The following is a 24,517-nucleotide window of genomic DNA, read 5'->3' on the forward strand; positions in this document are numbered from 1 at the left end:
CTTCCATTGTTTTATTCCCGGTTAAATAATCAGAAACTCAATGCATCGCATTAAGCTCAGCAAATACTAAAACATCCATCTCTTAAGCATTATGCCTTTTGCGTATAATTACTTAAAAGACAGAAATATTTCAGCAAGATAGCGTTTATACGGATTTGCAATGATAGCGTCAACAAAATTTACGCTATTCAAAACAAAAAACAATATTATTCACACTACACAAAATTCATTACAGTATATTCACCCAATCCAAACATACATAAAAATAAGTATGACCACCCTTTATTACAGAGAAACCCTAAAACCATCAGATTAAAACAGACTGTTTTGCACTGCATTCAGATAGCTGTGCAATGGTTTAGGAATACCATAAACAGCCAGATTTTCTGGTGCCACCCACTCACCTGCTATCCTTGCCGATACCGGTGCTTGCTCACCAGCCACAGCTGCGAACGGCAGAATCATCAACTGCCGGTGCGTCAGACGATGCTTAATTTCTGTGCCTTCAGTCAAATCTTCCGCCTGTATACCGAAATCACAGGCAAGTGCATACAAATCATCCAGACTCTCGCTACAGGGTACACACCATAAACCACCCCAGATCCCTTTAGCCGGCCGCTTAGTTAAAAACACCGCTCCAGCACGATTACGCAATACTAGCCAGTAAAGCGCCACATCCTTAACTGCTACTGTCGCTTTCCTACGTGGCAACTCAGCCGTGCGGCCTTGCAGATGTGCCAGACAAATATCATTCATCGGGCAAACAGCACATACCGGTTTCAATCGTTTACATACCGTAGCACCTAAATCCATCAACCCCTGAGTATAAGCCGGCATATCTGCAGCATTCCGTGGCAGCAGAGCTTCAGCCGTTGTCCACAGTTTTGCCTCAAAAGCTTTATTGGCCGGATCACCATCCAACGCAAACAAACGGCACAACACCCGCTTTACATTGCCATCTAAAATAGTTTCCCGTGCATTAAAACAGAACGCAGCAATTGCTGCTGCAGTACTGCGCCCCACTCCACAAAGCCTTTGCAGCTCTTTTCGCTCAGACGGAAACACACCACCAAACTCATTTACCACCTGTTGCGCAGCTTTGTGCAAATTGCGGGCACGGCTGTAATAGCCAAGTCCCTGCCATAGACCCAGCACCGCGTCTTCTTCTGCAGCTGCCAGTGCCTGCACATCTGGAAAAGTAGTCACAAACCGCGGGTAATAATCCAGCACCGTCGCCACCTGAGTCTGTTGCAACATAATTTCCGAGAGCCATACCCGATACGGCTCCTGCGTCTGCCACGGTAAACCATGCCGGCCATGTTGCCGCTGCCATTGCACCAACCGCGGAGCAAATTCAGACTTCAAAACTTCCTCATTACCCATACAACCAAATCTCAAAATTTATCTATTAATTAATGAAATATCAATCTCATACCTTAGACCACCAATATTGGTAACCATAACCCCAAAACAAGCAGCCATACCTGAAGAGGAAATTATGCAATAATCTTTAAAGCTTCTGAAGTCCAACTGACTAACATCAAACCATCATCTCAATTCGAATATGTTCATACTGGAAAATTAAAACTAAATAATGTTTTGTATAATGGCAAAAATACGTATTCTTTCTTTTCAAGCTTAAATTACAAAACTATATTTAAATTAACAAATAATCAAATTAACTTTAGATTAAAACCAAAAGGTTGTAAATATTATGAATTCTGAAAAAATAGAATTAACAAGAAGTGAAGTAAATGCTTTAACTAAAATATTTCTTTATTTAAAATTTGAATGTGAAGAAGTAGATTCTTTATTTTATTGTAGTAGCCCAATTATAAATTTAATTTTTTGGAAAACTAATAAAAATGTATGGATATCAAAAAGATTGGAATAGAATTTTTCTAATTTACCTGAAATAAATAAAAAATTTGCTATTGAAAAAATAGCTAATTTTGAAAAAGAAAACCATAAATCTTTTGATGACAAAATAAAAAAAGAAACATTACAAAAATATCTTTTTTCTTATCAATTAGATAAGCAGTAAATTAAAATTATTTTTACTTCATGTCAAAAGCCTAAGCAAAATAGCTAGGCTTCTATATATAGTCTCAACTATTATCAATAATTTGTATGTCAATATTAAAACTTAAAAATCCCAATATATTTAAGTCCATTATAGTTTTCTTTATATGGTTTTTTTAGTGTTAATTCACTTGCTTTATAAAAAAATAAGGCATTGGCTTTAGTGATACCTAAGCTGTGACATCTATTTATAATTTCTTGTTTACAATTTAATTTCGAAAAAATTAACTTATCAATCAGTTTTCCTATATCAACCTCTTTTTTCAGCGGTTCAGGGTATGCAAGAAAATCTTCATTATACCAATGATCGCCTATATCCTTACAAAAATCACAAACTTTATAGTCAGGGTCATCCAAATCTTCTGTACTATAATCCAGCTCAAAATATTTATTGTATTTTGCTATTGGCATGAAATTGGTACCGATCCATAAATATTGATTTGATGAAAAATCTTTGTTTTCTAAAGGATATACTTCATCAGCATTAAATTCGCCTATATATTTCAGCCCATTGTAATTGTCTTTATAAGGTTTTTGTACTTCAAGATTAAATGAAAAATGATTATTTATATACCAAAAAACGGCATTAGCTTTTAATATACCGAATTCAATGCATTTTTGATGAATTCTTTTTTTCTCATTTTCATTTACTCTTATATTATCAATAATGTATTCGATTTCCTGAGAAGAACTAGATCTATGAGGTATAACAAGCTTTTCAGGCATATAAACAAGCTCACCTATGTCTGCACAAAATAAACATGATGGGGTTTTAAAATCCATCGGCAATTCTTCAGGTTCTTCAAAATATTGTTGATATTCTTCTTCCTCTAAAAAATTATTGCCTATCCACAATTGAATGGTAACCTTATTAATATCAACTTTATTCATATTTAAATACTCCTTAGTTAACATCCTGATTTATACCTCATATGCTTCTTATGGGTTTGTTCAATTATATCCATTCCTTGTTTTTTCGATTTAGCTCTATTTAATCTTTTTATTAACTCTTTATGAAAATATGAACCAGCCTTAGTACCATGATGATCTCCTTGAATTAGTGCTCCTGTTTTTTTATTTGTAACATCAACAAAATAAATATCTTTAGTGGGAACCGTCATTGCTTTTAATTCCTGAGCAGTAAACCCTAATGATTTAGCTTTTGCTGCTAGGCTAACAGGGAACATTTCATGTTTGCCTCCACCATTGCGTAAAGCTGTTTCAACTGCTTTTTTATTAGCCCTGATTTCATCGAGTGAGGCATTATTAAACCAGTCATCAAAGCCTCCTCTCTTCCAAGGAGCCCAACCCCAAGGATTAATCCAAGTCAACCCATTAGGCGCATACTGATACAAATTAAACCCACCCAACAACCCAATCGGGTCCGGCTGCGTGAATCTACCTATATCCGGGTCATAGTACCTGAAAGTATTGTAATGTAAGCCCGTTTCTCTGTCTAAATACTGTCCCTGATACCTTAAGTTCTGTTGTATCTAGCTGTGTTCGATTTCCTGTATCGGTTTGCCCCACAGCTGATAGCTGCATGACCATACAATATGACCGCCTTCATCAGTAAGTTCTTCCGGAGCGCCGTTGACATCGGTGTGGTAGTACAGCACTTTTTGTTCCGTGCCGGTGGTGATAATTATCCGTACTAGTGGTTTAGATTTCTAAAACCCGAAGCTTCTTGAAAGTTAATAAAACTTACTTTCTGCGCATTTATAAAGCGAATAAAAATTAATTATGAGTTTTTATATTATGTAATCATTATTGGTAAAAAATGAAATTGCTAAAGTTATATGTAAATAAAATCTAATAGAATCTAAGTTCTAATCCCATCGTATATCTATATAAGGAGTTATATTATCTATTGTTAAAAATTTGGATTTACAGTAAAGTTGAAATTTGCCATATTTAATTGTTATTTCAGAATAATCAATTGAAGAATTGATTTTTGGTAAACAAAAAAATCCAATTTTTGTTCCAGATATATTCATTTGAATAATCTCATTAAAAATAATTTTTAAAATCAATGCATTAAACTCTAATTTATCCCATTTTTTTGGATGATTTTTTGGAATTCCTTTGCATATTAAATTACATTTTAATTCTGAATTTTTTTCTAATGAAATACTATAAAGTTCAAATAATTCAATGTCGAATTCATTATTAAACATAAATTGAATTTTTTCTTTACCTATTGCATTTTTGTACCACATATTGATACCCTTTTAAAAATTATAATGACCATGAGTTCTTGAAACATACCCCGTATTTAGATTATCTGAAGGTCTAATATTAAAGTGTGGCTCTGCTCCATGTCCTTTTGTAGCTTTAATATGTCCTAAGCTATACTCCTGAATAAAAATTGAATTTTTGTTTTTGTCAATAAATTCGTATTTTAGAGTTTTGATTGACTGTCCATTTTTACCAATAACAAAATTGCCATAACCATCCTTTTAAAAGAGAGTGGTGATAATTTTAGGCTGTTGACTCATAGGAATATTAGCATCGTGCTTAGTTTGTCGAAATGCATTTCTCCGACTTTTACCATTGTACGACGTTTTTTTTAGTTTTTGTATTACCACAACTCCAACCCCACGGATCAATCCAAGCCAACCCATTAGGCGCATACTGATACAAATTAAACCCGCCCAACAACCCAATCGGGTCCGGCTGCGTGAATCTACATATATCCGGGTCATAATACCTAAAAGTATTGTAATGTAAGCCCGTTTCTCTGTCTAAATACTGTCCCTGATACCTTAGGTTCTGTTGTACCTGGCTTTGTTCGATTTCCTGTATCGGTTTGCCCCACAGCTGATAGCTACATGCCCATACAATGTGACCGTCTTCACTAGTAAGTTCTTCTATGGCGCCATTGATGCCGGTGTAGTAAAAATTTCAACATATGCCCTGACTCTGTAAAGCTATAAATATAGGTTATGTTTCAAACATTAAACTTTCTTTACCATGGTAGTATATTTAAATATTTAATTAAAATTTTGTTAAATAACTAATCTCCAGGTTTTTTCCAGAAATTTATTTTTTCTATTTCTCTCTCAATATCATTCATATCATCCTTACCAAGTTCATTATTAAAATTTTCCGAAAGTATACTGCGCAATTTAGATAATTCTTTAATTAAATACCTCTATAAATTTTACAATTTCCTTTTCGTAACCTATTTTGTCAATATTTGGATACTTGTCATCGTAATAATACCTTGTAATATTTTTTATAGAAATTAGAAAAAATTCAATAATTGACAATGCATTTAATAACTTTTTTTCTGATATTTTTATTTCATTATTTTCTTTTAACATACCATTTCATTTGATATAATTTTGCATTATTTAAAACAACATCACTTTTAATTGTTAATTCTTTTGTATGATAAGCTGGATTTTTTATTCACTTTAAATTTTCTGTAGGAACAACAGTTTCAATGTAATCGCGACCATTATCTTTAGCCTTAATTATCCCTTCTTGTTTAATGCCATTTGATCCTTTACGATTTGTATAGTGCCGAACTCGTGTTGTATTACCACAACTCCAACCCCACGGATCAATCCAAATCAACCCATTAGGCGCATACAGATACAAATTAAACCCACCCAACAACTCAATCGGCTCCGGCTACGTGAATCTACCTATATCTGGGTTAAAGTACCTAAAAGTATTGTAATGTAAGCCCGTTTCTCTGTCTAAATACTGTCCCTGATACCTTAGGTTCTGTTGTATCTGGCTGTGTTCGATTTCCTGTATCGGTTTGCCTCACAGCTGATAGCTACATTCCCATAAGATGTTACCAGCTTCATCCGTCAGCTCTTCCGGGGCACCGTTGACATCGGTGTGGTAGTACAGCACCTTTTGTTCCGTACCGGTGGTGGTCTCCACTCTGGCTAAAGGCTCGTAGCCGCTTTCATCAGTGTAGATATAGACGCTTTTGCTTCTGTCAGTACGGGTTTCCTGAATCATTCTCAGCCCGTCCCACAGGAAGTGGGTACGGTTGCAGGCTTTGCCCGCTCGGTCTATCTGGTGCTTTTCGATACGTCGGCCTAAGGCATCGTAGACATAGCCGTAACGTTCGGTACGGTTTTGTTTTTCGATACGAACTTCGATTCGGCCGATGCGGTCATAGTGGTAATCGGTCTGTCTTTGCTGGGTATGTTTTTTACTCACCAGTCGGTTGAGGTTGTCGTACTGGTAGCGGCGATCGGTGAGGATGTCGGGCAGAATAATGTTGTGGCCACGCCGGGTTTGTTTGTGTTGTAGGCGGGGCTATTGCGATCGTATTTGAATTCGGTGTTGAGTTGTCCTTGGCTACGCAGGACTTCGCGATGTAGGCGGTCGCCGGCGTCGTAGGTAAATTGATAATGCTCGCCGTTTTCGTTGGTTAATGTAGTCAGCCGGCTATAGGTATCATAGTGAAAGCTGATGCTGCGTCCGACACTATCGGTGCGTCGGTGAACCAATCTACGTGGGTCTCGATGGTAGTGGGTGGTGTGGTCAGCCTACAATATAATTAAAAATATCTATTTTTATCTGTAATGTTTTTATCAATCGCTTAAAATAAATAATTAAATCGGTTGTTCAAAATTAGCATCTAATCAAAAAAGTGTAAAAAAATTTTGTATACTTAGAAAAATATTTTATTATCTGTTTGAATTTATATACAACTATAGTTATTGACCCTCTTCTACTTCAGACGAAGGCCGCTACCAGTACGACAACCTCAACCGACTGGTGAGTAAAAAACATACCCAGCAAAGACAGACCGATTACCACTATGACCGCATCGGCCGAATCGAAGTTCGTATCGAAAAATTAAACCGTACCGAATGTCTACGATGCCTTAGGCCGACGTATCGAAAAGCACCAGATAGACCGGGCGGGCAAAGCCTGCAACCGTACCCACTTCCTGTGGGACGGACTGAGAATGATTCAGGAAACCCGTACTGACAGAAGCAAAAGCGTCTATATCTACACTGATGAAAGCGGCTATGAACCCTTAGCCAGAGTAGAGACCACCACCGGTACGGAACAGAAAGTGCTGTACTACCACACCGATGTCAACGGTGCCCCGGAAGAACTTACTGATGAAGACGGTCACATTGTATGGGCATGCAGCTATCAGCTGTGGGGCAAACCGATACAGGAAATCGAACACAGCCAGATACAACAGAACCTAAGGTATCAGTGACAGTATTTAGACAGAGAAACGGGCTTACATTACAATACTTTCAGGTACTATGACTCGGATATAGGCAGATTCACGCAGCCGGACCCGATTGGGCTGTTGGGTGGGTTTAATTTGTATCTGTATAAACCAAAAAGAGCTTCTTTTATTACTGAAACGTCTATAAATGATGTTTTGAGAAATCTTAATAATCAAAAAATAAATCATAGAAATTTATAATATTGAATTGAAAAATATATGCTAAGATTTACAAAGTTTATTTAAAAATTTTAACCAAATTCAAAAAGGTAATTAATAGTGATTGAAATAAATACTTTTATAAAAATAGGTCATGATCAATTTATGAATTTTTCAGCATATCATTATGATATTAAAGATGTAAACAATATCGAGGGCAGCATACATCTTAATATAAATCGTGTTATTTTATTGAAATATAATATGTGCGATTATATTGATAAACTATGGGCTAATTTAGTTCAAGGATTGGAGGAGATAAAAAACAATAACGAATTTAAAACACATTTCGAGAGCCAACCAATTGAAATTAAACTAAAACCAATAGAAAATGATGTACTAGTTAGTGTTAATAGTAATTTGAAAGCTGAAGCTTTAATAAATAAAAAATATTTTATAAAAGCTATGTCTAAACATGCATTATATTTTTTTAATAAACTTTCTGGTTTCAATAAAATTCAAGAAAATCGGTATCAATCGGAAATCAAACAATTAGAACGAATTTGCCTTTAATCAATTAATCGAAATAATTTATATAAAGATTAGAAAAATTAAACATATTGTTGATATTAATATTTGACAAAGTTATTTAGAAAATTCAAATTTATAACTATTCTATTAACTGAAAATTTGACAATAAATTAATCTAACGCATCTCAGTTTCTTTTTTATATTTTAATTATTTTTGATGAAAGATTTTCATCGAAATTCATTTACCAGCTCCCAAGCTAGCAGCAATATTATTCTTCGTATTTAAATAGTCATCAAATTTTCGGTTGTCACTGATACAAATTTTTCATTAACATCATTTTATCAGATTTAATAATCAACACATTATCGATTGCTCAGCAAAGCCACAAAAACTAAGTCAGAAAAATCTAGGTAGCTAAAACATGCCCATAACCAATAAAAACATTATCCAGAAATACTATCAGGCTTTACTTGCAAAAGATCCCGCATATGTTGGTATTTTCTTTGTAGGGGTGAAAACAACTTCAATATTTTGTATTTCTACTTGCAGAGCGAGAAAACCGAAATTTGAAAATACCGTATTTTATCAAAGCGTAAAAGAAGCCCTGAATGCGGGTTATAGGCCATGTAAAATCTGCCGGCCTACCGAAAATGCAGATGAAGCGCCTGAGCAAATAATCAAAGCAATCAAAATGATTAGCCAAAATCCCAAGGTAAAGATATCCGACTCGGTACTAAGAGAGCATCATATCAGTCCGGAAATCGTTCGGCGTTGGTTCAAAAAAAATTACGGCATTACTTATCAGACCTATCAACGTATGTACCGAATCAATCTAGCTTATCAAGAATTGAAAAGCGGCAAAAAAATAACGGATACAGCATTCGACCATGGTTATGAATCACTTAGTGGTTTTGGCTATACATATAAAAAATTTGTCAAAAATGCCCCCTCCAACCATGCTGAAAACAATATTATCCTGATTAATCGCTTATCCACACCCATAGGCCCAATGTTTATATGCGCCACGCAGCAAGGTATTTGTCTGCTGGAATTTGTAGACCGGCGAATGTTAGAGACGGAGTTTCAGCAATTACAAAAATTACTAAATGGAACAATCATATTTGGCGTAAATAATCATATCCAACAAGCCAGAGCAGAAATTGAGCAATACTTTCAAGGAAAAAGAAAAAATTTTACCGTCGCCCTGCATACCCTGGGGACACCATTTCAGCAATCCGTTTGGGCATGTTTACAAACCATCCCCTTTGGCGAACTATATACTTACAAACAGCAAGCCGAAAAACTAAACCATCCTAATGCAGTCAGAGCAGTAGCCAATGCAAATGGCTTGAATCGGATTGCCATCATCATTCCTTGCCACAGAGTAATTGGTTCCAACGGCCAGTTAACCGGATATAGCGGTGGATTAGAACGCAAACAATGGCTGATTAATCACGAAAAAAGCCATCAGCATTTATAACAACTAAAAACCTCTTTTTATAAAACACGTTTCAATCGGACTAATTCTTCTAAGTTCTGGTAAAGACTAATTGAAGATTATTACTAAAATTATAAGTATTATTGAAATTTTATTATCAAATATGTACCTAATCCGGTAATAGAAAATACTGAATCAAAACAAGTACCACAATATTTCAAATTAAGTATGCAAAGTTTATTGCTTAGGAAAATGGATAGAAGGCATGCTTATAAATGTATCAACCATTAATGTATTGATTCATTCAATCAATCAGAAAACGAAATTTTAATTTATTATTCGAATAATTTTATATTTAAATATCATATAATTTGGATATCGTAACAGATTTTAATTACTTTATGTACACTATCCAATACTTGAAAAAATTCACACAGCTCAATCAGCCTAAAATCAGCACGATCGTGATTTGTATTACAGTTAACCAATTGGCTTTATCCACTATACAGTTTCACACTTAATCACTCAAATTTGCGCATCAACCTGTTTAAACCATAGTCAATACATGACTTCAATATTACAATCACACCATTCAGACATGCTTGATCATAACAAGCATAATCATTTTTTCTTTATAAAGTATTGCATGAATTCTTATTCTTTATTTGTAAGCTGCCCGCGCGGACTGGAAGCTATATTAAATCAGGAACTGGTAAAGCTGGGCTGCGAACAGATTCACCCTCGCGATGGCGGTGTAGCCGTTAACGGTGATTTAGCCACAGTCTACCGCATCAATCTGTATAGTCGCGTAGCCAGCCGTGTACTCATGCGCCTCAGTAGCGGCCATTTTCGCAACGAAAACGATATTTACCAACAAGCAAAAAAAGTCGAATGGACCAAATGGTTTGACGTTAAAAAAACCTTCAAAATACATATCGAAGGCAAACAGGCGCAAATCAACAGCCTGAACTTTGCTGCCCTCAAAGTAAAAGACGCCCTTTGCGACGTTTTTCGCGAGCAAAACGGCAGTCGACCCAGCGTGGAAAAATTTCAGCCCGATATTCGCATTCATGTTTTTATCGAAAAAAACGAACTATCCATTTATCTGGATACTAGTGGTGAAGCCTTATTCAAACGAGGCTACCGCAGTGACACTGGCGAAGCACCATTACGCGAAAATCTGGCCGCTGGACTGCTGATATTGGCAGGCTACAACGGCAGTCAGCCTTTTATGGATCCATTCTGCGGCAGCGGCACCCTCGCCATAGAAGCAGCATTGATAGCCAGCAACAGCGCCCCCGGCCTAGAGCGTGCTTTCGGATTTGAACACCTACTCAATTACGATGCCACCTTATGGCAGCAGCTGCGTCGTAATGCATTGTCCGCAAAATGCCAGCCCCAAGCACCGATTTCTGGTGCAGATATTGAGGGGAAACTGATTGTACTAGCTCAAAATAATGCTCGTTATGCCGAAGTAGAACAGTATATCCAGTGGCAGACTGCCGATGCACTGGATACCCGCCCCAATGGTACCAACGGTATTATGCTCAGCAATCCCCCTTACGGTGTGCGCTTGTCTGAAATCCAGTTACTACACGCTTTATACCCTCAAATGGGAAGTTGGTTAAAACAACATTTTGCCGGCTGGCTGATTGGTATGTTCAGTGCCGATCGAGATATGCCCAAACTAATGCGCCTGTCGCCCAAACGCAAGATTCCGCTTTTCAATGGCAATCTGGATTGCCGCCTATTCCTGCTGGACATGGTAGCCGGTTCTAATCGAAATAAAGAGCACAAAGCATGACAACCGAACAGAACGAAGTACAACGTCTGTCCAAACGCATGGCACAATTGGGCTTATGCTCACGCCGTGAAGCTGACAGCTATATCGAACAAGGCTGGGTAAAAGTCAATGGCGTTACAGCTGTACTCGGACAGAAAGTACTAGACTCAGACCGCATCGACCTCAACCGGCAGGCACACCGCCAACAAGCCGAACGCGTCACCATCCTCTTAAATAAGCCTGTTGGCTATGTTAGTGCGCAACCGGAAAAAGGCTATCGAGCAGCCGTCGAACTGATTACCGAAACCAATCATTGGCTGGAAGACAAAAGCCCCATTCACTTTCAGGCTACCCATACACGCCATTTGGCACCGGCCGGCCGGCTGGACATCGACTCTGTTGGATTACTTGTCCTCACTCAGGATGGGCGAATTGCCAAACAGCTAATAGGTGAAAACAGTGGCATAGAAAAAGAATATTTAGTACGCGTCAGCGGGCGTTTAGATGATAAAGGCTTGGCACTACTGAACCACGGTCTTAGTTTGGATGGTGAAAAATTGCGGCCGGCCAAAGTAAACTGGCAGAATCAGGATCAATTGAAATTTATCTTGAAACAAGGTAAAAAACGCCAGATACGACGCATGTGTGAACTTGTCGGCCTAAAAGTGATTGGACTAAAACGCGTCCGCATGGGCAGAATCAAACTTGGTGCCCTTCCCCCCGGCCAATGGCGCTACCTGAGCCCACAGGAAAAATTCTGATACTAAAATTAATAGAGAAATCTAGTAATAAAATTTACTTCAGATTTCAACTAATATAATTTTGACATAAAAAAACAGTCTCTATATACTTTGCCCAAATTAATTTAACATAAATAACCATGAATAAATTTTATTTAACCTTATTAAGCGCATTTTTATTATCAGCTTGTGCCACCGAAAGCTCACAAGTTTTAAATGTACCTAAAGTAGAAACCTATCAGCAGGCATATAATGGTATAAAAGCTCCATTGGCAGTGGGTAAATTTGATAGCCGTGGCAATATGGGCGGGGGTATTTTCAGTAACAGTACAGACCAATTAACCAGCCAGGCTAAAACCATCTTAATGGCAGATTTGCAGCAAACCGGACGTTTTTCAGTTCTCGACCGTGGCAACATGGATGAAATCAAAAACGAAGCAAATTTCAAAGGAATGAATCAGAAAATTAAGGGTGCGCGCTACGTAGTAACTGGAGCCATAACTGAATTCGGTCGCAGAAATATTGGTGATCAGCAACTATTTGGCATACTAGGACAGGGTAAAACACAAGTAGCCTATGCCAAAGTTACACTGAGCATCGTAGACGTTCAATCCTCCGAAATTGTCTTCTCAAGTCAAGGTGCTGGTGAATTCAAACTTTCTTCACGAGAAATACTTGGTACCGGTGGCCATGCAGGCTACGACGCCACATTAAATGGAAAAGTTTTGGATCTGGCTATTCGCGAAGCAGTTAATAATCTAGTACGCGGTATAGATAAAGGACAATGGAATCCTCAACCTTAAATATAAATATTAGGTAAAACAAAAATGAAACATATCTTAACAACGGCCATAGCTGCCTTGTTATTGGCTGCGTGTGCTCAGAACAATCAGCCAGCTCGCACACTTTATTACTGGGGAGATTTCAACAAACAGCAATATCAGACCCTTAATAATGCCCTGACTCCTCAGGAACAAATAGCCAACATGGAAAAATATTTCCTTGATGCACAAAGCAATCAGGCTAAAGCTGCCCCCGGTACCCATGCACATTTGGGCATGCTTTATGCCAAAGTAGGTAATTTAGCCGGAGCCAAGACTCAGTTTGAAATGGAAAAACAAGCGTTTCCTGAATCAACCGCCTACATGAACTTTCTGCTCAAAAATGTAGCCGGAGTAAAATCATAATGCGACTAATCAAACTATTATTACCCTTGTCTGTAGCCACCATACTTTCAGCATGTGGCACCACTGCACAGAAACAGCCCTACGATTACAGCAAATTTCAGCGCACTAACCCCCGTTCTATACTGATAGTACAGCCAACTAGCTCATCAGTAGAAGTAAAAGCACCCAATGCTGTCTTAGCTCAATCAACCAGACCATTGGCAGAATCTGGCTACTATGTATTTCCAGTCGTTTTGGTCAATGAGACATTTAAAGAAAACGGATTAAATGACGGTGCAGAAATACAGGCTGTTGATTTGAAGAAAATTCGTCAAGTCTATAATCCAGATGCTATCCTATATATGGATATAGATGATTACGGTACCAAATATCAAGTGATCAACAGCACTACTACAGTAAGCGTTTCAGCTAAATTAGTTGATGCCAAAACCGGTGATATCATTTGGACAGGTGCAAAAAAAATTACCGTTAACTCCAATGATAACGGAAATCAGGGTTTTCTAAGCGCAGTCACATCTGCTTTAATATCTCAGATTAAAGACAAAGTAAAAGACACTGCTTTTGACCTAGCCGGAAATGTTGAAGCAAACCTGCTTTCTGCCGGCAGGACAGATGGTATTCTTTATGGCCCCTATCACCCAGCCTATCAAAAACCGGTCACACAGCTACCTCCTGTGCAAAACCAATAAATGCCAAAGCCCTTTAATTCAAATTAAAGGGCTTTTTAATGAAATGACAAAATATCAGAAATTTCAAAAAATAATAAAATCAAAATACGACAAATAAACAACAATAATATTGTTTATAAGCTGAAAATATATAAAAACAATACCATAGCAAACCAGACTGACAACTTATACATGAAACAAAATCCCATTACACCGTCAGATTTTTCCATTGCCACACATTTCGTTTTCACCTAAATTGTCAGCAGACAAAAATACGAAATACAGCGTAAATCAGTTAAAATAACCCGTTTACAGATTCATTAATTTAACGCCAGCAGAGCGGAACGGAACACGTTTAATGAGCACACAGACCAATCAGCGCATACGCGAAATTCCCTATAACTACACCTCCTTTTCAGACCGAGAAATAGTTATCCGTCTTCTAGGTAGCCAGTCGTGGGAATTATTGCAACAACTGCGCGAACAAAGACGCACAGGTCGCTCTGCACGCATGCTGTTTGAAATACTGGGTGACATTTGGGCAGTAATTCGCAACCCCTACCTTATCGACGACTTACTCGAACATCAGCACCGTCAACAGGCACTGGTCAAAGAAATGCATCACCGCCTAAACGAAATTCAAAAACGGCGCGATAACAACCAGCAGGTTGCCCAGCTCATAGAGAGCACCGAACAGGCCATCAACGATTTTGACAGCAGCTTCGGCAAAACCCGCAGCAAACGCGAACAAGTATTTAACCGTCTGCGCAAAATCACTCATAAAGACAACATCATGTTTGATGGTCTGGCACGCGTGACACACGTTACCGATGCCACCGACTGGCGCATCGAATACCCTTTCGTTGTCATCAACCCAGACCACGAAAAAGAAGTTGCCCCGCTGGTTCGCGCCCTGATAGAGCTTGAACTAACCATTATCCCGCGCGGCGGCGGTACCGGCTACACCGGCGGTGCCATCCCCATGGACGCCATGAGCGCCGTTATCAACACAGAAAAACTCGACCAGTACAGCCCAGTAGCCTTACAAGCATTACCCGGACTCGAAGGCACCCACCCCGTTATCAACTGTGGTGCTGGCGTCGTTACCCGCCGCGTAGAAGAAGCAGCCACAGCTGCCGGCTGGGTATTTGCCGTCGACCCCACCTCAGCCGATGCCTGCTGTATCGGCGGCAACGTAGCCATGAACGCCGGTGGAAAAAAAGCCGTATTATGGGGCACCACCCTCGACAACCTCGCTTGGTGGAAAATGGTTAACCCCCAAGGCCAGTGGCTGAAAATCGAACGTGTGCGCCACAACTTCGGCAAAATCCACGACGAAACCACCGCCATCTTCGATATCCACACTCTTGATAACGATGGCTATTCCATCATCAAAACCGAGCGCCTCGAAGTGCCCGGCCAGCGATTCCGCAAAGTCGGACTTGGTAAAGATGTTACCGACAAATTTCTTGCAGGCGTACCCGGCATACAAAAAGAAGGCACCGACGGCATCATCACCTCAGCCGCCTTCGTCCTGCATCGCATGCCAAAATACACCCGCACCGTGTGCATGGAATTCTTTGGCACCGTAGCCAACGCCACCCCCTCCATCGTCGAAGTGCGCAACTACATGCTCAACCACAAAACCGTCAAACTGGCGGGGCTGGAGCATCTCGACTGGCGCTACGTCCGCGCCGTTGGCTACGCCACCAAGGCAGCCGGCAAAGGCCGCCCGAAAATGGTATTACTGGCCGACATCGTTTCCGACGACGAAAACGAAGTACAAGCCGCCGCCGCCCACATCGTGCGGCTGGCCAATGCCCGCTGTGGCGAAGGCTTTATCGCCGTCACCCCCGAAGCACGCAAAACCTTCTGGCTCGACCGCTCCCGCACTGCCGCCATTGCCCGCCATACCAACGCCTTCAAAATCAACGAAGACGTTGTTATCCCATTAGAACAGCTCGGCAGCTACTCCGATGGCATCGAACGCATCAACATCGAACTGTCCATCCAGAACAAACTGGCCTTGTGCGCCGCCATCATCGACTACCTGCAAACCAAACTGCCCGTAGACAAACTCGACACCGACCTGTCCAGCGCCGAATTGCTCGGTTCACGCAAACAACATGCACTGGATTACGTCACCAGCATCCAGAGTCGCTGGACATGGCTGCTGAATCACCTCGATGCCCCACTGACAGACTACCTGCAACAATTTCCGCAGAAACTCGAAAATGACGAACCTGTCTCAGACCAAAGCTGCTTTATCGCCATGCGCGACTTCCACCTGCGTGTTTCCGTTAAACGCGACATCATGCAGCCACTGGCAGAAATCTTCAGCGGCAAAACCGACACCCTCATACTGGAAAAACTCGACGAAATCCACCGCCACATCATTCGCGGCCGCGTATTCGTTGCCCTGCACATGCATGCCGGAGACGGCAACGTCCACACCAACATACCAGTAAACTCTGACGACTACGACATGCTGCAAACTGCGCATCAGGCCGTAGACCGCATCATGGCACTGGCACGCAGCCTCAACGGCGTAATTTCCGGCGAACACGGCATCGGCATCACCAAAATCGACTACCTTACCACAGCCGAAATGCAGCCTTACTGGGACTACAAAAAACAAGTAGACCCACATGGCCACTTTAACCGTGGCAAACTGATGCCCGGCGCCAACCTCGACAAAGCCTATACCCCATCATTCGAATTGCTCGGCGTAGAATCCCTAATCATGGAGCAGTCCGAACTCGGCCAAATTGCCCATTCCATCAAAGACTGCCTGCGCTGCGGCAAATGCAAACCCGTGTGCAGCACCCACGTACCGCGCGCCAACCTGCTTTACTCCCCGCGCAACAAAATCCTTGGCGTCGGCCTGCTTACCGAAGCATTCCTCTACGAAGAACAAACCCGCCGCGGTGTATCTCTAAAACACTTTGACGAACTCAACAGCGTAGCCGACCATTGCACCGTCTGCCACCGCTGCATCAAACCCTGCCCCGTAAAAATCGACTTTGGTGACGTAACCGTCGCCATGCGCAACTACCTGCGCAAAGCTGGCAAAAAGAAATTCAACCCCACCGTCTACATGGGCATGGCCTTTCTTAACGCCACCGACCCCAGAACCATCAAAGCCCTGCGTGCAGGCGTAATCAAAACCGGCTTTAGACTGCAAAACTGGGGCTACGAAATGGGCAAGCACTTTAGCCTAGGCTGGCTCAAACGCCAGAAAACCGCCCCGCGTGCCACCACCGCCAAACCTGAAATCCGCGAACAGGTTGTCCATTTTATAAATCGGCCACTACCCCGCCACGTACCGATTAAAACCGCGCGTGCGCTTCTTAATATCGAAGACAGCACCACCGTACCAATTATTCGCAATCCACAAGTAAGCGAAGAAACCGAAGCCGTTTTCTACTTCCCCGGCTGTGGCTCCGAACGCCTGTTCAGCCAGATAGGCTTAGCCACACAAGCCATGTTATGGCATGTAGGCGTACAAACCGTATTGCCACCGGGTTACCTGTGTTGCGGCTATCCGCAGACCGCCGGTGGCAACAAAGACAAAGGTGACAAAATCACCATGGACAACCGCGTCCTCTTCCACCGCGTGGCCAACACCCTCAACTATCTCGATATCAAAACCGTAGTCGTAAGCTGCGGCACCTGCTACGACCAGCTCAGCGATTACCATTTCGACAAAATTTTCCCCGGCTGCCGCGTACTAGATATCCACGAATACTTGTTGGAAAAAGGGCTGAAACTCGATGGCATCAAAGGCCAGCAATACCTGTATCACGACCCTTGCCATACCCCCATCAAAACCACCCAGCCGATAAAAGTGGTTAACGAACTGATGGGACAAAACGTGCCCCTGTCCGACCGCTGCTGCGGTGAATCCGGCATGTTTGCTGTCAACCGACCCGATATCGCCACACAAGTACGTTTCCGCAAACTGGAAGAAATAGAAAAGGGCAAAGCCAAATTGCCGCAAGGCGAACCAGTAAAAATACTCACCAGTTGCCCCGCCTGCCTGCAAGGGCTTAGCAGATATACCGACGATGCCAATATCAAAGCCGATTATGTCGTGATTGAAATGGCCAAACATATACTAGGCGAAAACTGGCAGGATGAATTTGTGCAAAAAGCCAGCAATGGGGGAGTTGAACGAGTATTGTTATAATTAGTATAATTACTAAACTTTAATGTCTGGTTAAAATAATATGATGCTGATAAAATAGAATTTTATTAATTTAATTAATTATAAAAAGAATTGCGAAATGATTTTAGAACAAGACCAAAATCTATGCAAAATTATTGATACTTATTCTTCAAAAGATAAAGCATATTGGTCATTTAGAGGTCGAGCTCAAAGACTTCATTGCCATGATTTGATACATTATCCTGCAATGATGGTACCCGAAATGCAAGGAGAGTTAATAGATGTATTTCTAGAAAAAGTTAAGAATATTCAAAGTATAATTGACCCATTTGTTGGTTCTGGAACCACATTAGGAGAAGCGTTATTACGTGGATTAGATTTTTGTGGTATTGACATTAATCCATTAGCAATATTAGCTTGTGAAGTTAAGAGCGGGGTTTTATATCCGAAAAAACTTTCAGAAAAATCAAAAATTTTATTAAAAAATATTACCGATGACAATTCAGAAGAAATATCTAAAAATTTTTTCGGCATCGATAAATGGTTCACAAAACAAACACAAATAGAATTAAGTATAATATATCGCAGCATAAAAAAAGAACCATCAAAATGGGCTCGTAAAGTATTTTGGTTGTCATTGAGTTCTACAGTAAGGTCTGTATGTAATTCAAGGAGTTCAACATACAAATTACACATCAAACCCAGTAAGGATATTAAAAATACACCATCAGCGATTCTTATTTTTGAAAAAATATTAAAAAAAAATATCCTCAAGATGATAGAGCAAAAACAACTTTTAGCTAAAAACAAAGTCTTGAATAGGAACAAATCAATCAGTAAAGTGTTTTTAAAAAATACAAACTCTTCTAAATTTATAAAGCATAACAATAAATATGATCTTTTGATTAGCTCTCCTCCTTACGGTGATAATCAAACAACTGTCCCTTATGGACAATTTTCATATTTGCCTCTTAAGTGGATAGACATAAAAGATATAAATAATTTTTCTGAAAAAAACCTGTTAAATAATCAAAATTCAATTGATTTTTATAGTTTAGGAGGATCACTAAAAAATGCTCTAAAGAAATTTGAACTAATCAAAATAAAATCTAAATCTTTAGTTCAATGTGTTCAAAAAATCCACAAGATTAATCCAAATAATATTAAAAAATTAGCATCATTCATCTATGATTTAGACCAATCTTTAAATAATATTCTGAATTTACTGAATAAAAATGCTTATATGATATGGACTTTAGGAAATAGAAGAATTTCAAATATTGAAGTACCACTCGATAAAATAATGAGAGAATTACTGGAAGCAAAGGGGTGTCAATATGTTTATCAAATAGAAAGAGAGATACCATGTAAAAAAATGGCAAAAAGAAATTCAGTAACTAAAACAATAAGTAGTGAATCAATATTAATTATGCGAAAATAATTCTCCAAAGGGATTAAAAAATGAAAACTGTATCTTTAAAAATCGCTGGTGAAATAGTAAATCATCTCTCAGTTACTATTCCCTCGAACATTTTTGCTTTAAATGAACTAACTAAAAATTCTTATGATGCATTTGCTACAGAAATTGAAATTGAAATTGACATTCAGAATTCTAAGTTAACTATAAAAGATAATGGCATTGGGATGAATGAAAATGACATATATAAACTTTTTCACATCGCAAACAGTATAAAAACTTATGGTAAGAAAAACAAATTTAACAATTTAACTAGATATGTACAAGGCTCAAAAGGATTAGGTTTTCTATCTGCGTTTAAATTCGGAGATCTTGTACAGTGGGAAACAAATAAAGATGGCAAAAAAATCAAATTTTTAACAAACAAAAGTGAGATTATTAAAAAAGCCGACGCGTCGCAATACAAAACTGAATTAATAATAACTGATAGTGATGATATTGGTACCACTATAACAATTGATTTAGATAAAAAAAAATTAGACGCACTAAATGAGTATTTTAGAGACGAAAAAAATGCAATTAAAATTGTAAATTCATTTTACGATAAAAGCATAAATTTAAAATTAAAACTGTTAAATAATATCTATTCTTCAAAACCTGTTTCTTCATTTTTAGATGAGGGGGAAAATTTTCAATTTTGTTTTATGTCATACGATTCAACAAGCTCTATTTTAAAAACATTCAGAAATCAAAAAGAGTTAAAGAAAGATAGATTTCAAATATCCTCAAAAGATTACACTATCAAAGTAGATATAATGGTTTATCATTTTAAAAATGGTAACCATAAAAAAACAGATATTTCTAAATTGTTTTATCGTGATTCTGATGATGCTTTATCGCCATTACTTTATATTAATGACAATTTATTTAATAATGATAAATATTTTAATACAGAGATTAATAGAAAAAAACGATCTTCTGAATCAATGCCTCAAATGACTGGATATGTGCGTGTATATTGTTCAAACCAAAGTTTAGACTTCAACTCAGATCGAACTAATTTTGTTGAAACAGAGATAACAAAATCAATAATAAATGATTTATATAATTTAAATAGTTTTATTCAAAAAAAGGCTTCTTCAATAAAAAATACAGAAAAAAATGATAACAACGGTGTAATTTTTACAGGGAAAGCATATCCAAGACAAGATAATGTAAAAGATTCATCTGAAATTAGAACAGCCGTGATAAATTTGAAAATTGGAAAAGAAAGAACAATACTAATACCATCCAAGCAAATTGATTTAAAAGAATATATAACTTCTGTAACCAATAGTTCTGGAGAAAAGGTCGATTTACATGATATTGAATTTTTAGTTGATAATGAAAAAAATAAAACGAATATAATTCCTAGTATAACCTTACCTTGTGAGAAAAAAATAATATTCAATTATTATGATGATATAACTGGAAAAGTAAGTGAAGAATTGAAGCTTTCTTTTATACATCCTGAAGCTACAATAAAAGGGCAAAAAAGAAATCAACTATTTACATTTTTTTCAAATGAATATTATACAATAAATATACCAATTGTTTCAAGTTTAATCACTCAAGTACAAAAGATTTATAATGAAAAAAAATCGGATTTTTATGAGATAATTGCATGTACATTAAGGTCAATTTTAGAGATTTCAGTTGATTTTCTAAGAACTAAATTTCCACATATATTTGAACATAAACATGAACATGATAATAAAAATCTTAAAGAATATAAATCTGATAACCTTCTATGGAATATAGTTCAAGTCATACATTTTATTAAAACCCATGACAATTTAAAGACCCTAATAGCTAAAATATTAAATATCAATTATTCAAGTTTAAATAAACACTTGAATATACATAGTTATTCTGATGCGGTAAATCAAGCTCACCTTGGCGCGCATAAATCAACAGTTTATCTAACATATAATGATATTCAAAGCATGGCTAAGCAAATTGGACATTTTGCAGTTTATTGTGATGTAATGCTATACAAGTTAGATGAAAACTATGTAAGTTCCTTAGAGCTAGTTCCATTTTGCAATACATAAAGCCTATAACTGTTGAATCTATAATTTTTAAATTTTTATTAAATTTGTCAATAATATTATTACTGTTAATTTTGGTATCAATAATACTGGTTCTTATTCTAAAAAGCAGATGCTAGGTATACCTGCGAATTGCAGCATATTTTGATTGTCTACCAGCAGGCTCTGGCTGTTGATTTGCTGGCGTTCAAGCTGAAGCTGGCCGAGGGTGCTGATAAGAAAATCAATGTTGCGGCTGGTGCTTTGACAGTATTCGATGATGGTGCTTAGCTCATGCTGTTTGAGCACAAGGGCTTTTTCTGCGGGGGTTTGGGTTTTGTCTTGAATAATGGCTAGCTCACTGGCCTGCTCAAGCAGTAAGGCGGGGCTGTTGCTTAGGCTGGCGTCGATATATTGTTGCTGCGTCATAGTACACCTCCGCCAAGATTGCTGATTTGAAAATGGTGTTCACTTGATTGACGGCTTGCTACTGTTTCTTTTACAGCGCAATAGCTTTTTAATTTATCCGCATATCGTGCAACTGGTTGTGATGAAAGAAGGGAAGACAAATGCAGATATTCACTGCATGGGATAAGCTGCTGAATTGCTTTCATGTTGGTAGCCTTTCATAATAACTCTGAGAAAGCCTACTTCCATACTGGCAAGCATGAGACAAATTGACTGACAGGCAGTATGATCCGTAGGCAGAAAACCTATTTGCCATGGTTCACTGTTTAAAGCACACCACTGGTACGGGATTCAGACAATCAAATCGCTCAATAAAATTATTGACGGTGTTGTCTGTCATACTAAACAGCCTGTCAAAGCTGGCTGCGCTATTGAACGCAGCAAAGCTATTTTGATGGTTAATTATTGATATGTCAATATGCTGCTGACGCTATGGTGTTGGATTCTGCTGATATTTTTAGTTATACATCCATTCTTTTCCACCAACACTACACTCTGCCCTGCCCTTGCCTTGGACAGGCTTAAAAAAACAGTTGTCTTTACCCATAATTGCAAGATGATCCTACGTAACTATGGCCGCGCTTTCAAGGCTATCTACAGCTTTGTAATTCCGCTTTCAATTGGTTTTTTCACTAAGATTCTTTTTTCCTTTTACTCTGTTTGGTTTCTGTTCTGAACCATTAGTCACTATTTGCTATAACCACAATATTGCTTAGCTGAGCCATTAATTATTTTTCCCGTCCCTTATTTATGTATAAGGCTTTGAGTTAAACAATGCTTATTCAAGAAAGACATTTTTAGGATAAAAAACAACTTACTTTCCCCTGAATACAATTAAATATCATTCCGAGCTTTTTCATCAAGTAATAATTGTAGTGAATTATCCTTATTTCTTATGATACGCATATATCTTATCCAATCTTTCTGTGTTGATTTCTGCGATTTATTATTTTTCATTTCTTCAGAGGTGAAACCAATGGAATACGGAATATTAGTTTGAAAATGAAAATTAAAATTCAAGCATTGCTGATTTTTGACATAATATGGTTTTGCAGAATCTGAATAATCTTGGCTCCAGAGTTCTCCCACTCCAGCTTGATGGACATCTGAATTTAAAATATGAAATTCTTTTATTTGCCTGAAAAAATCTTCACCCGCCGGAATACTGATGCACGGCTGCCCATCTTTTTTTAATACTATATCTGGAGTATAAAATACATTGCTGTGCAGTATGCAACCTGTTAGCAAGGCTGCTGGAAGAAATACTGGCAAAATGCGCAAAAGATTTCTGTTCATTCTCCTTGTATCCTTATGAATATCATACAGATAATGTGCCGTATTACTTCATACATAATCAATAATAATCACGTGCCTCTTCGTCTAATAATAATTGCAACGTTCCATCTGATTTTTTTATGATTCGCATATACCTCATCCACACTTTCTTTGTAGATTTTCGATTTTCTTCATCCCCTTTTTCTGTTGAGAAAAAACCAATATCATATAAAATATTAGTCTGGAATTTATAATTAAAATATAAGCATTGTTGGTTTTTTACATAATAATGATCTTTAGAATCTAAATAATGTCTGCTCCAGAGTTCACCTACTCCAGTTTGAAAAATATCCAAACCCAAAATATTAAATTCTTTTTGACGACGAAAAAAATCTTCATCTGGCGGAATACTGATGCACGGCTGGCCATCTTTTTTTAATACAATATCTGGGGTATATCCCCTTATGCAACCATTCATTAATATTACTAGGAGAATTAACGATGAAATGCGGAATAGATTTTTGTTCATTCTCCTTATGTCCTTATGAAAATCATACAAGTAATGTGCTATATGGCTTCAACCATAATCAAGAATAACCACTTGCCTCAGCGTCTAATAATAATTGCATTGTCCCGTCCTGTTTTTTTATAATACGTACAAATCGTATCCATGTTTTTTGGGTTGATTTCTGATTTTCGTTATTTCCTTTTTCAGTTGAAATGAAACTAATAGTATAAAAAATATTATTTTGGAAATGATAATTAAAATAAAGACATTCTTGATTTTTTACATAATAAGGCTCTGAAGGATAGAAATAATTTTTTTTCCACAATTGACCAATCCCTGTCTGGAAAACCTCTGTAGTCAAAATACTATATTCTTTTTTGCTGTAGAAAAAATTTTCATTTTCAGGGATACTAATACATAGTTGTCCATCTTTTTTTAATACAATATCTGGTGTATTAAATTCATTGTTGTGCAATATACAACCTGTTATCAAAGCTATGGTAAGGACTATTGGTAAAATGCGAAAAAGATTTTTATTCATTATCCTTGAGTCCATATAAATACTGTACAGAAAATATGTTATATTGCTTTAAACATAATCAAAAATAATCACGTGCCTCAGCGTCTAATAATAATTGCAACGTTCCATCAGTTTTTTTATGATTCTCATATCCCTAGTCCAATTTTTATTTGTCGACTTTTGAGATTCATCATTTTCTTTTTCAGTTGAAAAGAAGCTAATAGAATAAAGAATATTAGTTTTAAAACGATAATTAAAATATAAGCATTGTTGATTTTTGAC

28 protein-coding genes and 2 pseudogenes are annotated in these 24,517 nt (G+C 37.9%); 12 read left to right on the forward strand and 18 right to left on the reverse strand.

Going from position 1 to position 24,517, the window contains the following annotated elements; all coding sequences use genetic code 11:
- Positions 1-312: 312 nt before the first annotated feature.
- The 12 genes and pseudogenes from mutY to ACQP6D_RS06685 form a co-directional block, all read right to left on the reverse strand.
- Entirely contained in the window at positions 313-1,383 is a 1,071-nt protein-coding gene (gene mutY, locus ACQP6D_RS06630) for an A/G-specific adenine glycosylase (RefSeq protein ID WP_427857735.1), read from the reverse strand.
- A gap of 756 nt (positions 1,384-2,139) precedes the next feature.
- The gene (locus ACQP6D_RS06635) at positions 2,140-2,973 is read right to left on the reverse strand and encodes an immunity 22 family protein (protein WP_427857736.1); all 834 of its coding nucleotides are present in this window, start codon (positions 2,971-2,973) and stop codon (positions 2,140-2,142) included.
- Positions 2,974-2,990: 17 nt separating this feature from the next.
- On the reverse strand, positions 2,991-3,575 hold the full coding sequence (locus tag ACQP6D_RS06640) for an RHS repeat-associated core domain-containing protein (RefSeq protein ID WP_427857759.1): 585 nt from the start codon (positions 3,573-3,575) through the stop codon (positions 2,991-2,993).
- Complete coding sequence (locus ACQP6D_RS06645; RefSeq protein WP_427857737.1) at positions 3,576-3,701, reverse strand: RHS domain-containing protein; 126 nt, start codon at positions 3,699-3,701, stop codon at positions 3,576-3,578. It lies immediately after the preceding gene.
- A gap of 210 nt (positions 3,702-3,911) precedes the next feature.
- The gene (locus tag ACQP6D_RS06650; protein WP_427857738.1) at positions 3,912-4,301 is read right to left on the reverse strand and encodes an Imm50 family immunity protein; all 390 of its coding nucleotides are present in this window, start codon (positions 4,299-4,301) and stop codon (positions 3,912-3,914) included.
- Between the two features lie 12 nt (positions 4,302-4,313).
- Positions 4,314-4,517, reverse strand: coding sequence for an HNH/endonuclease VII fold putative polymorphic toxin (locus ACQP6D_RS06655; protein WP_427857760.1), 204 nt, complete (start codon positions 4,515-4,517; stop codon positions 4,314-4,316).
- A gap of 112 nt (positions 4,518-4,629) precedes the next feature.
- Positions 4,630-4,971 (reverse strand): annotated as a pseudogene (locus tag ACQP6D_RS06660) (RHS repeat domain-containing protein); the annotation flags it as partial.
- A 251-nt stretch (positions 4,972-5,222) separates the two neighbouring features.
- Positions 5,223-5,408 (reverse strand): hypothetical protein, encoded by a 186-nt coding sequence (locus tag ACQP6D_RS06665; RefSeq protein WP_427857739.1) that lies wholly within the window; start codon positions 5,406-5,408, stop codon positions 5,223-5,225.
- Between the two features lie 88 nt (positions 5,409-5,496).
- Positions 5,497-5,706, reverse strand: a complete 210-nt coding sequence (locus tag ACQP6D_RS06670; protein WP_427857740.1) for a hypothetical protein — start codon at positions 5,704-5,706, stop codon at positions 5,497-5,499.
- 15 nt (positions 5,707-5,721) lie between these two features.
- The gene (locus ACQP6D_RS06675) at positions 5,722-5,850 is read right to left on the reverse strand and encodes an RHS repeat-associated core domain-containing protein (RefSeq protein ID WP_427857761.1); all 129 of its coding nucleotides are present in this window, start codon (positions 5,848-5,850) and stop codon (positions 5,722-5,724) included.
- 9 nt (positions 5,851-5,859) lie between these two features.
- Positions 5,860-6,267: an RHS domain-containing protein gene (locus tag ACQP6D_RS06680; RefSeq protein ID WP_427857741.1), complete on the reverse strand. Its 408-nt coding sequence runs from the start codon at positions 6,265-6,267 to the stop codon at positions 5,860-5,862.
- Entirely contained in the window at positions 6,264-6,560 is a 297-nt protein-coding gene (locus ACQP6D_RS06685; RefSeq protein ID WP_427857742.1) for a hypothetical protein, read from the reverse strand. The genes ACQP6D_RS06680 and ACQP6D_RS06685 overlap by 4 nt, the downstream gene beginning before the upstream one ends.
- 464 nt (positions 6,561-7,024) lie before the next feature.
- On the opposite strand from ACQP6D_RS06685, the gene ACQP6D_RS06690 reads away from it, so the two are divergent.
- From ACQP6D_RS06690 to ACQP6D_RS06745, 12 genes and pseudogenes are all read left to right on the forward strand, one after another.
- Positions 7,025-7,288, forward strand: a complete 264-nt coding sequence (locus ACQP6D_RS06690) for an RHS domain-containing protein (RefSeq protein WP_427857743.1) — start codon at positions 7,025-7,027, stop codon at positions 7,286-7,288.
- 12 nt (positions 7,289-7,300) lie between these two features.
- Positions 7,301-7,504 (forward strand): annotated as a pseudogene (locus ACQP6D_RS06695) (RHS repeat-associated core domain-containing protein); the annotation flags it as partial.
- Between the two features lie 78 nt (positions 7,505-7,582).
- On the forward strand, positions 7,583-8,035 hold the full coding sequence (locus ACQP6D_RS06700) for a hypothetical protein (protein ID WP_427857744.1): 453 nt from the start codon (positions 7,583-7,585) through the stop codon (positions 8,033-8,035).
- 380 nt (positions 8,036-8,415) lie between these two features.
- On the forward strand, positions 8,416-9,474 hold the full coding sequence (locus ACQP6D_RS06705; RefSeq protein WP_427857745.1) for a bifunctional transcriptional activator/DNA repair enzyme AdaA: 1,059 nt from the start codon (positions 8,416-8,418) through the stop codon (positions 9,472-9,474).
- A gap of 604 nt (positions 9,475-10,078) precedes the next feature.
- Positions 10,079-11,236, forward strand: a complete 1,158-nt coding sequence (locus ACQP6D_RS06710; protein WP_427857746.1) for a THUMP domain-containing class I SAM-dependent RNA methyltransferase — start codon at positions 10,079-10,081, stop codon at positions 11,234-11,236.
- Positions 11,233-11,976, forward strand: coding sequence for a pseudouridine synthase (locus tag ACQP6D_RS06715; protein ID WP_370387444.1), 744 nt, complete (start codon positions 11,233-11,235; stop codon positions 11,974-11,976). The genes ACQP6D_RS06710 and ACQP6D_RS06715 overlap by 4 nt, the downstream gene beginning before the upstream one ends.
- A gap of 119 nt (positions 11,977-12,095) precedes the next feature.
- The gene (locus ACQP6D_RS06720) at positions 12,096-12,758 is read left to right on the forward strand and encodes a CsgG/HfaB family protein (RefSeq protein WP_367411998.1); all 663 of its coding nucleotides are present in this window, start codon (positions 12,096-12,098) and stop codon (positions 12,756-12,758) included.
- Positions 12,759-12,782: 24 nt separating this feature from the next.
- A complete protein-coding gene (locus ACQP6D_RS06725) occupies positions 12,783-13,142 on the forward strand; it encodes a DUF4810 domain-containing protein (RefSeq protein ID WP_100151644.1) in 360 nt (119 codons plus the stop codon).
- Positions 13,142-13,831 carry a DUF799 domain-containing protein gene (locus ACQP6D_RS06730; RefSeq protein WP_267390505.1) on the forward strand — a complete coding sequence of 230 codons (690 nt, stop codon included), beginning with the start codon at positions 13,142-13,144 and terminating at the stop codon, positions 13,829-13,831. The genes ACQP6D_RS06725 and ACQP6D_RS06730 overlap by 1 nt, the downstream gene beginning before the upstream one ends.
- 337 nt (positions 13,832-14,168) lie before the next feature.
- Positions 14,169-17,999: a DUF3683 domain-containing protein gene (locus tag ACQP6D_RS06735; RefSeq protein ID WP_427857747.1), complete on the forward strand. Its 3,831-nt coding sequence runs from the start codon at positions 14,169-14,171 to the stop codon at positions 17,997-17,999.
- 97 nt (positions 18,000-18,096) lie between these two features.
- Positions 18,097-19,419: a hypothetical protein gene (locus tag ACQP6D_RS06740; protein WP_427857748.1), complete on the forward strand. Its 1,323-nt coding sequence runs from the start codon at positions 18,097-18,099 to the stop codon at positions 19,417-19,419.
- A 20-nt stretch (positions 19,420-19,439) separates the two neighbouring features.
- Entirely contained in the window at positions 19,440-21,488 is a 2,049-nt protein-coding gene (locus ACQP6D_RS06745) for an ATP-binding protein (RefSeq protein ID WP_427857749.1), read from the forward strand.
- A 93-nt stretch (positions 21,489-21,581) separates the two neighbouring features.
- Here ACQP6D_RS06745 and ACQP6D_RS06750 read toward each other — a convergent pair whose 3' ends face one another.
- The 6 genes from ACQP6D_RS06750 to ACQP6D_RS06775 form a co-directional block, all read right to left on the reverse strand.
- Complete coding sequence (locus tag ACQP6D_RS06750; RefSeq protein WP_427857750.1) at positions 21,582-21,893, reverse strand: hypothetical protein; 312 nt, start codon at positions 21,891-21,893, stop codon at positions 21,582-21,584.
- Positions 21,890-22,078: a hypothetical protein gene (locus ACQP6D_RS06755; protein WP_427857751.1), complete on the reverse strand. Its 189-nt coding sequence runs from the start codon at positions 22,076-22,078 to the stop codon at positions 21,890-21,892. Before ACQP6D_RS06755 ends, ACQP6D_RS06750 begins: the two co-directional genes overlap by 4 nt.
- Before the next feature lie 688 nt (positions 22,079-22,766).
- On the reverse strand, positions 22,767-23,228 hold the full coding sequence (locus tag ACQP6D_RS06760; protein WP_427857752.1) for a putative T6SS immunity periplasmic lipoprotein: 462 nt from the start codon (positions 23,226-23,228) through the stop codon (positions 22,767-22,769).
- A 58-nt stretch (positions 23,229-23,286) separates the two neighbouring features.
- Entirely contained in the window at positions 23,287-23,736 is a 450-nt protein-coding gene (locus ACQP6D_RS06765) for a putative T6SS immunity periplasmic lipoprotein (protein ID WP_100140269.1), read from the reverse strand.
- Between the two features lie 58 nt (positions 23,737-23,794).
- Entirely contained in the window at positions 23,795-24,256 is a 462-nt protein-coding gene (locus ACQP6D_RS06770; RefSeq protein WP_427857753.1) for a putative T6SS immunity periplasmic lipoprotein, read from the reverse strand.
- 84 nt (positions 24,257-24,340) lie between these two features.
- Positions 24,341-24,517, reverse strand: a 177-nt coding sequence (locus ACQP6D_RS06775) for a putative T6SS immunity periplasmic lipoprotein (RefSeq protein WP_427857762.1), incomplete at its 5' end; no start/stop codon positions are given.

The organism is Snodgrassella sp. CS2, from assembly GCF_050310315.1.
GTDB lineage: Bacteria > Pseudomonadota > Gammaproteobacteria > Burkholderiales > Neisseriaceae > Snodgrassella > Snodgrassella alvi_E.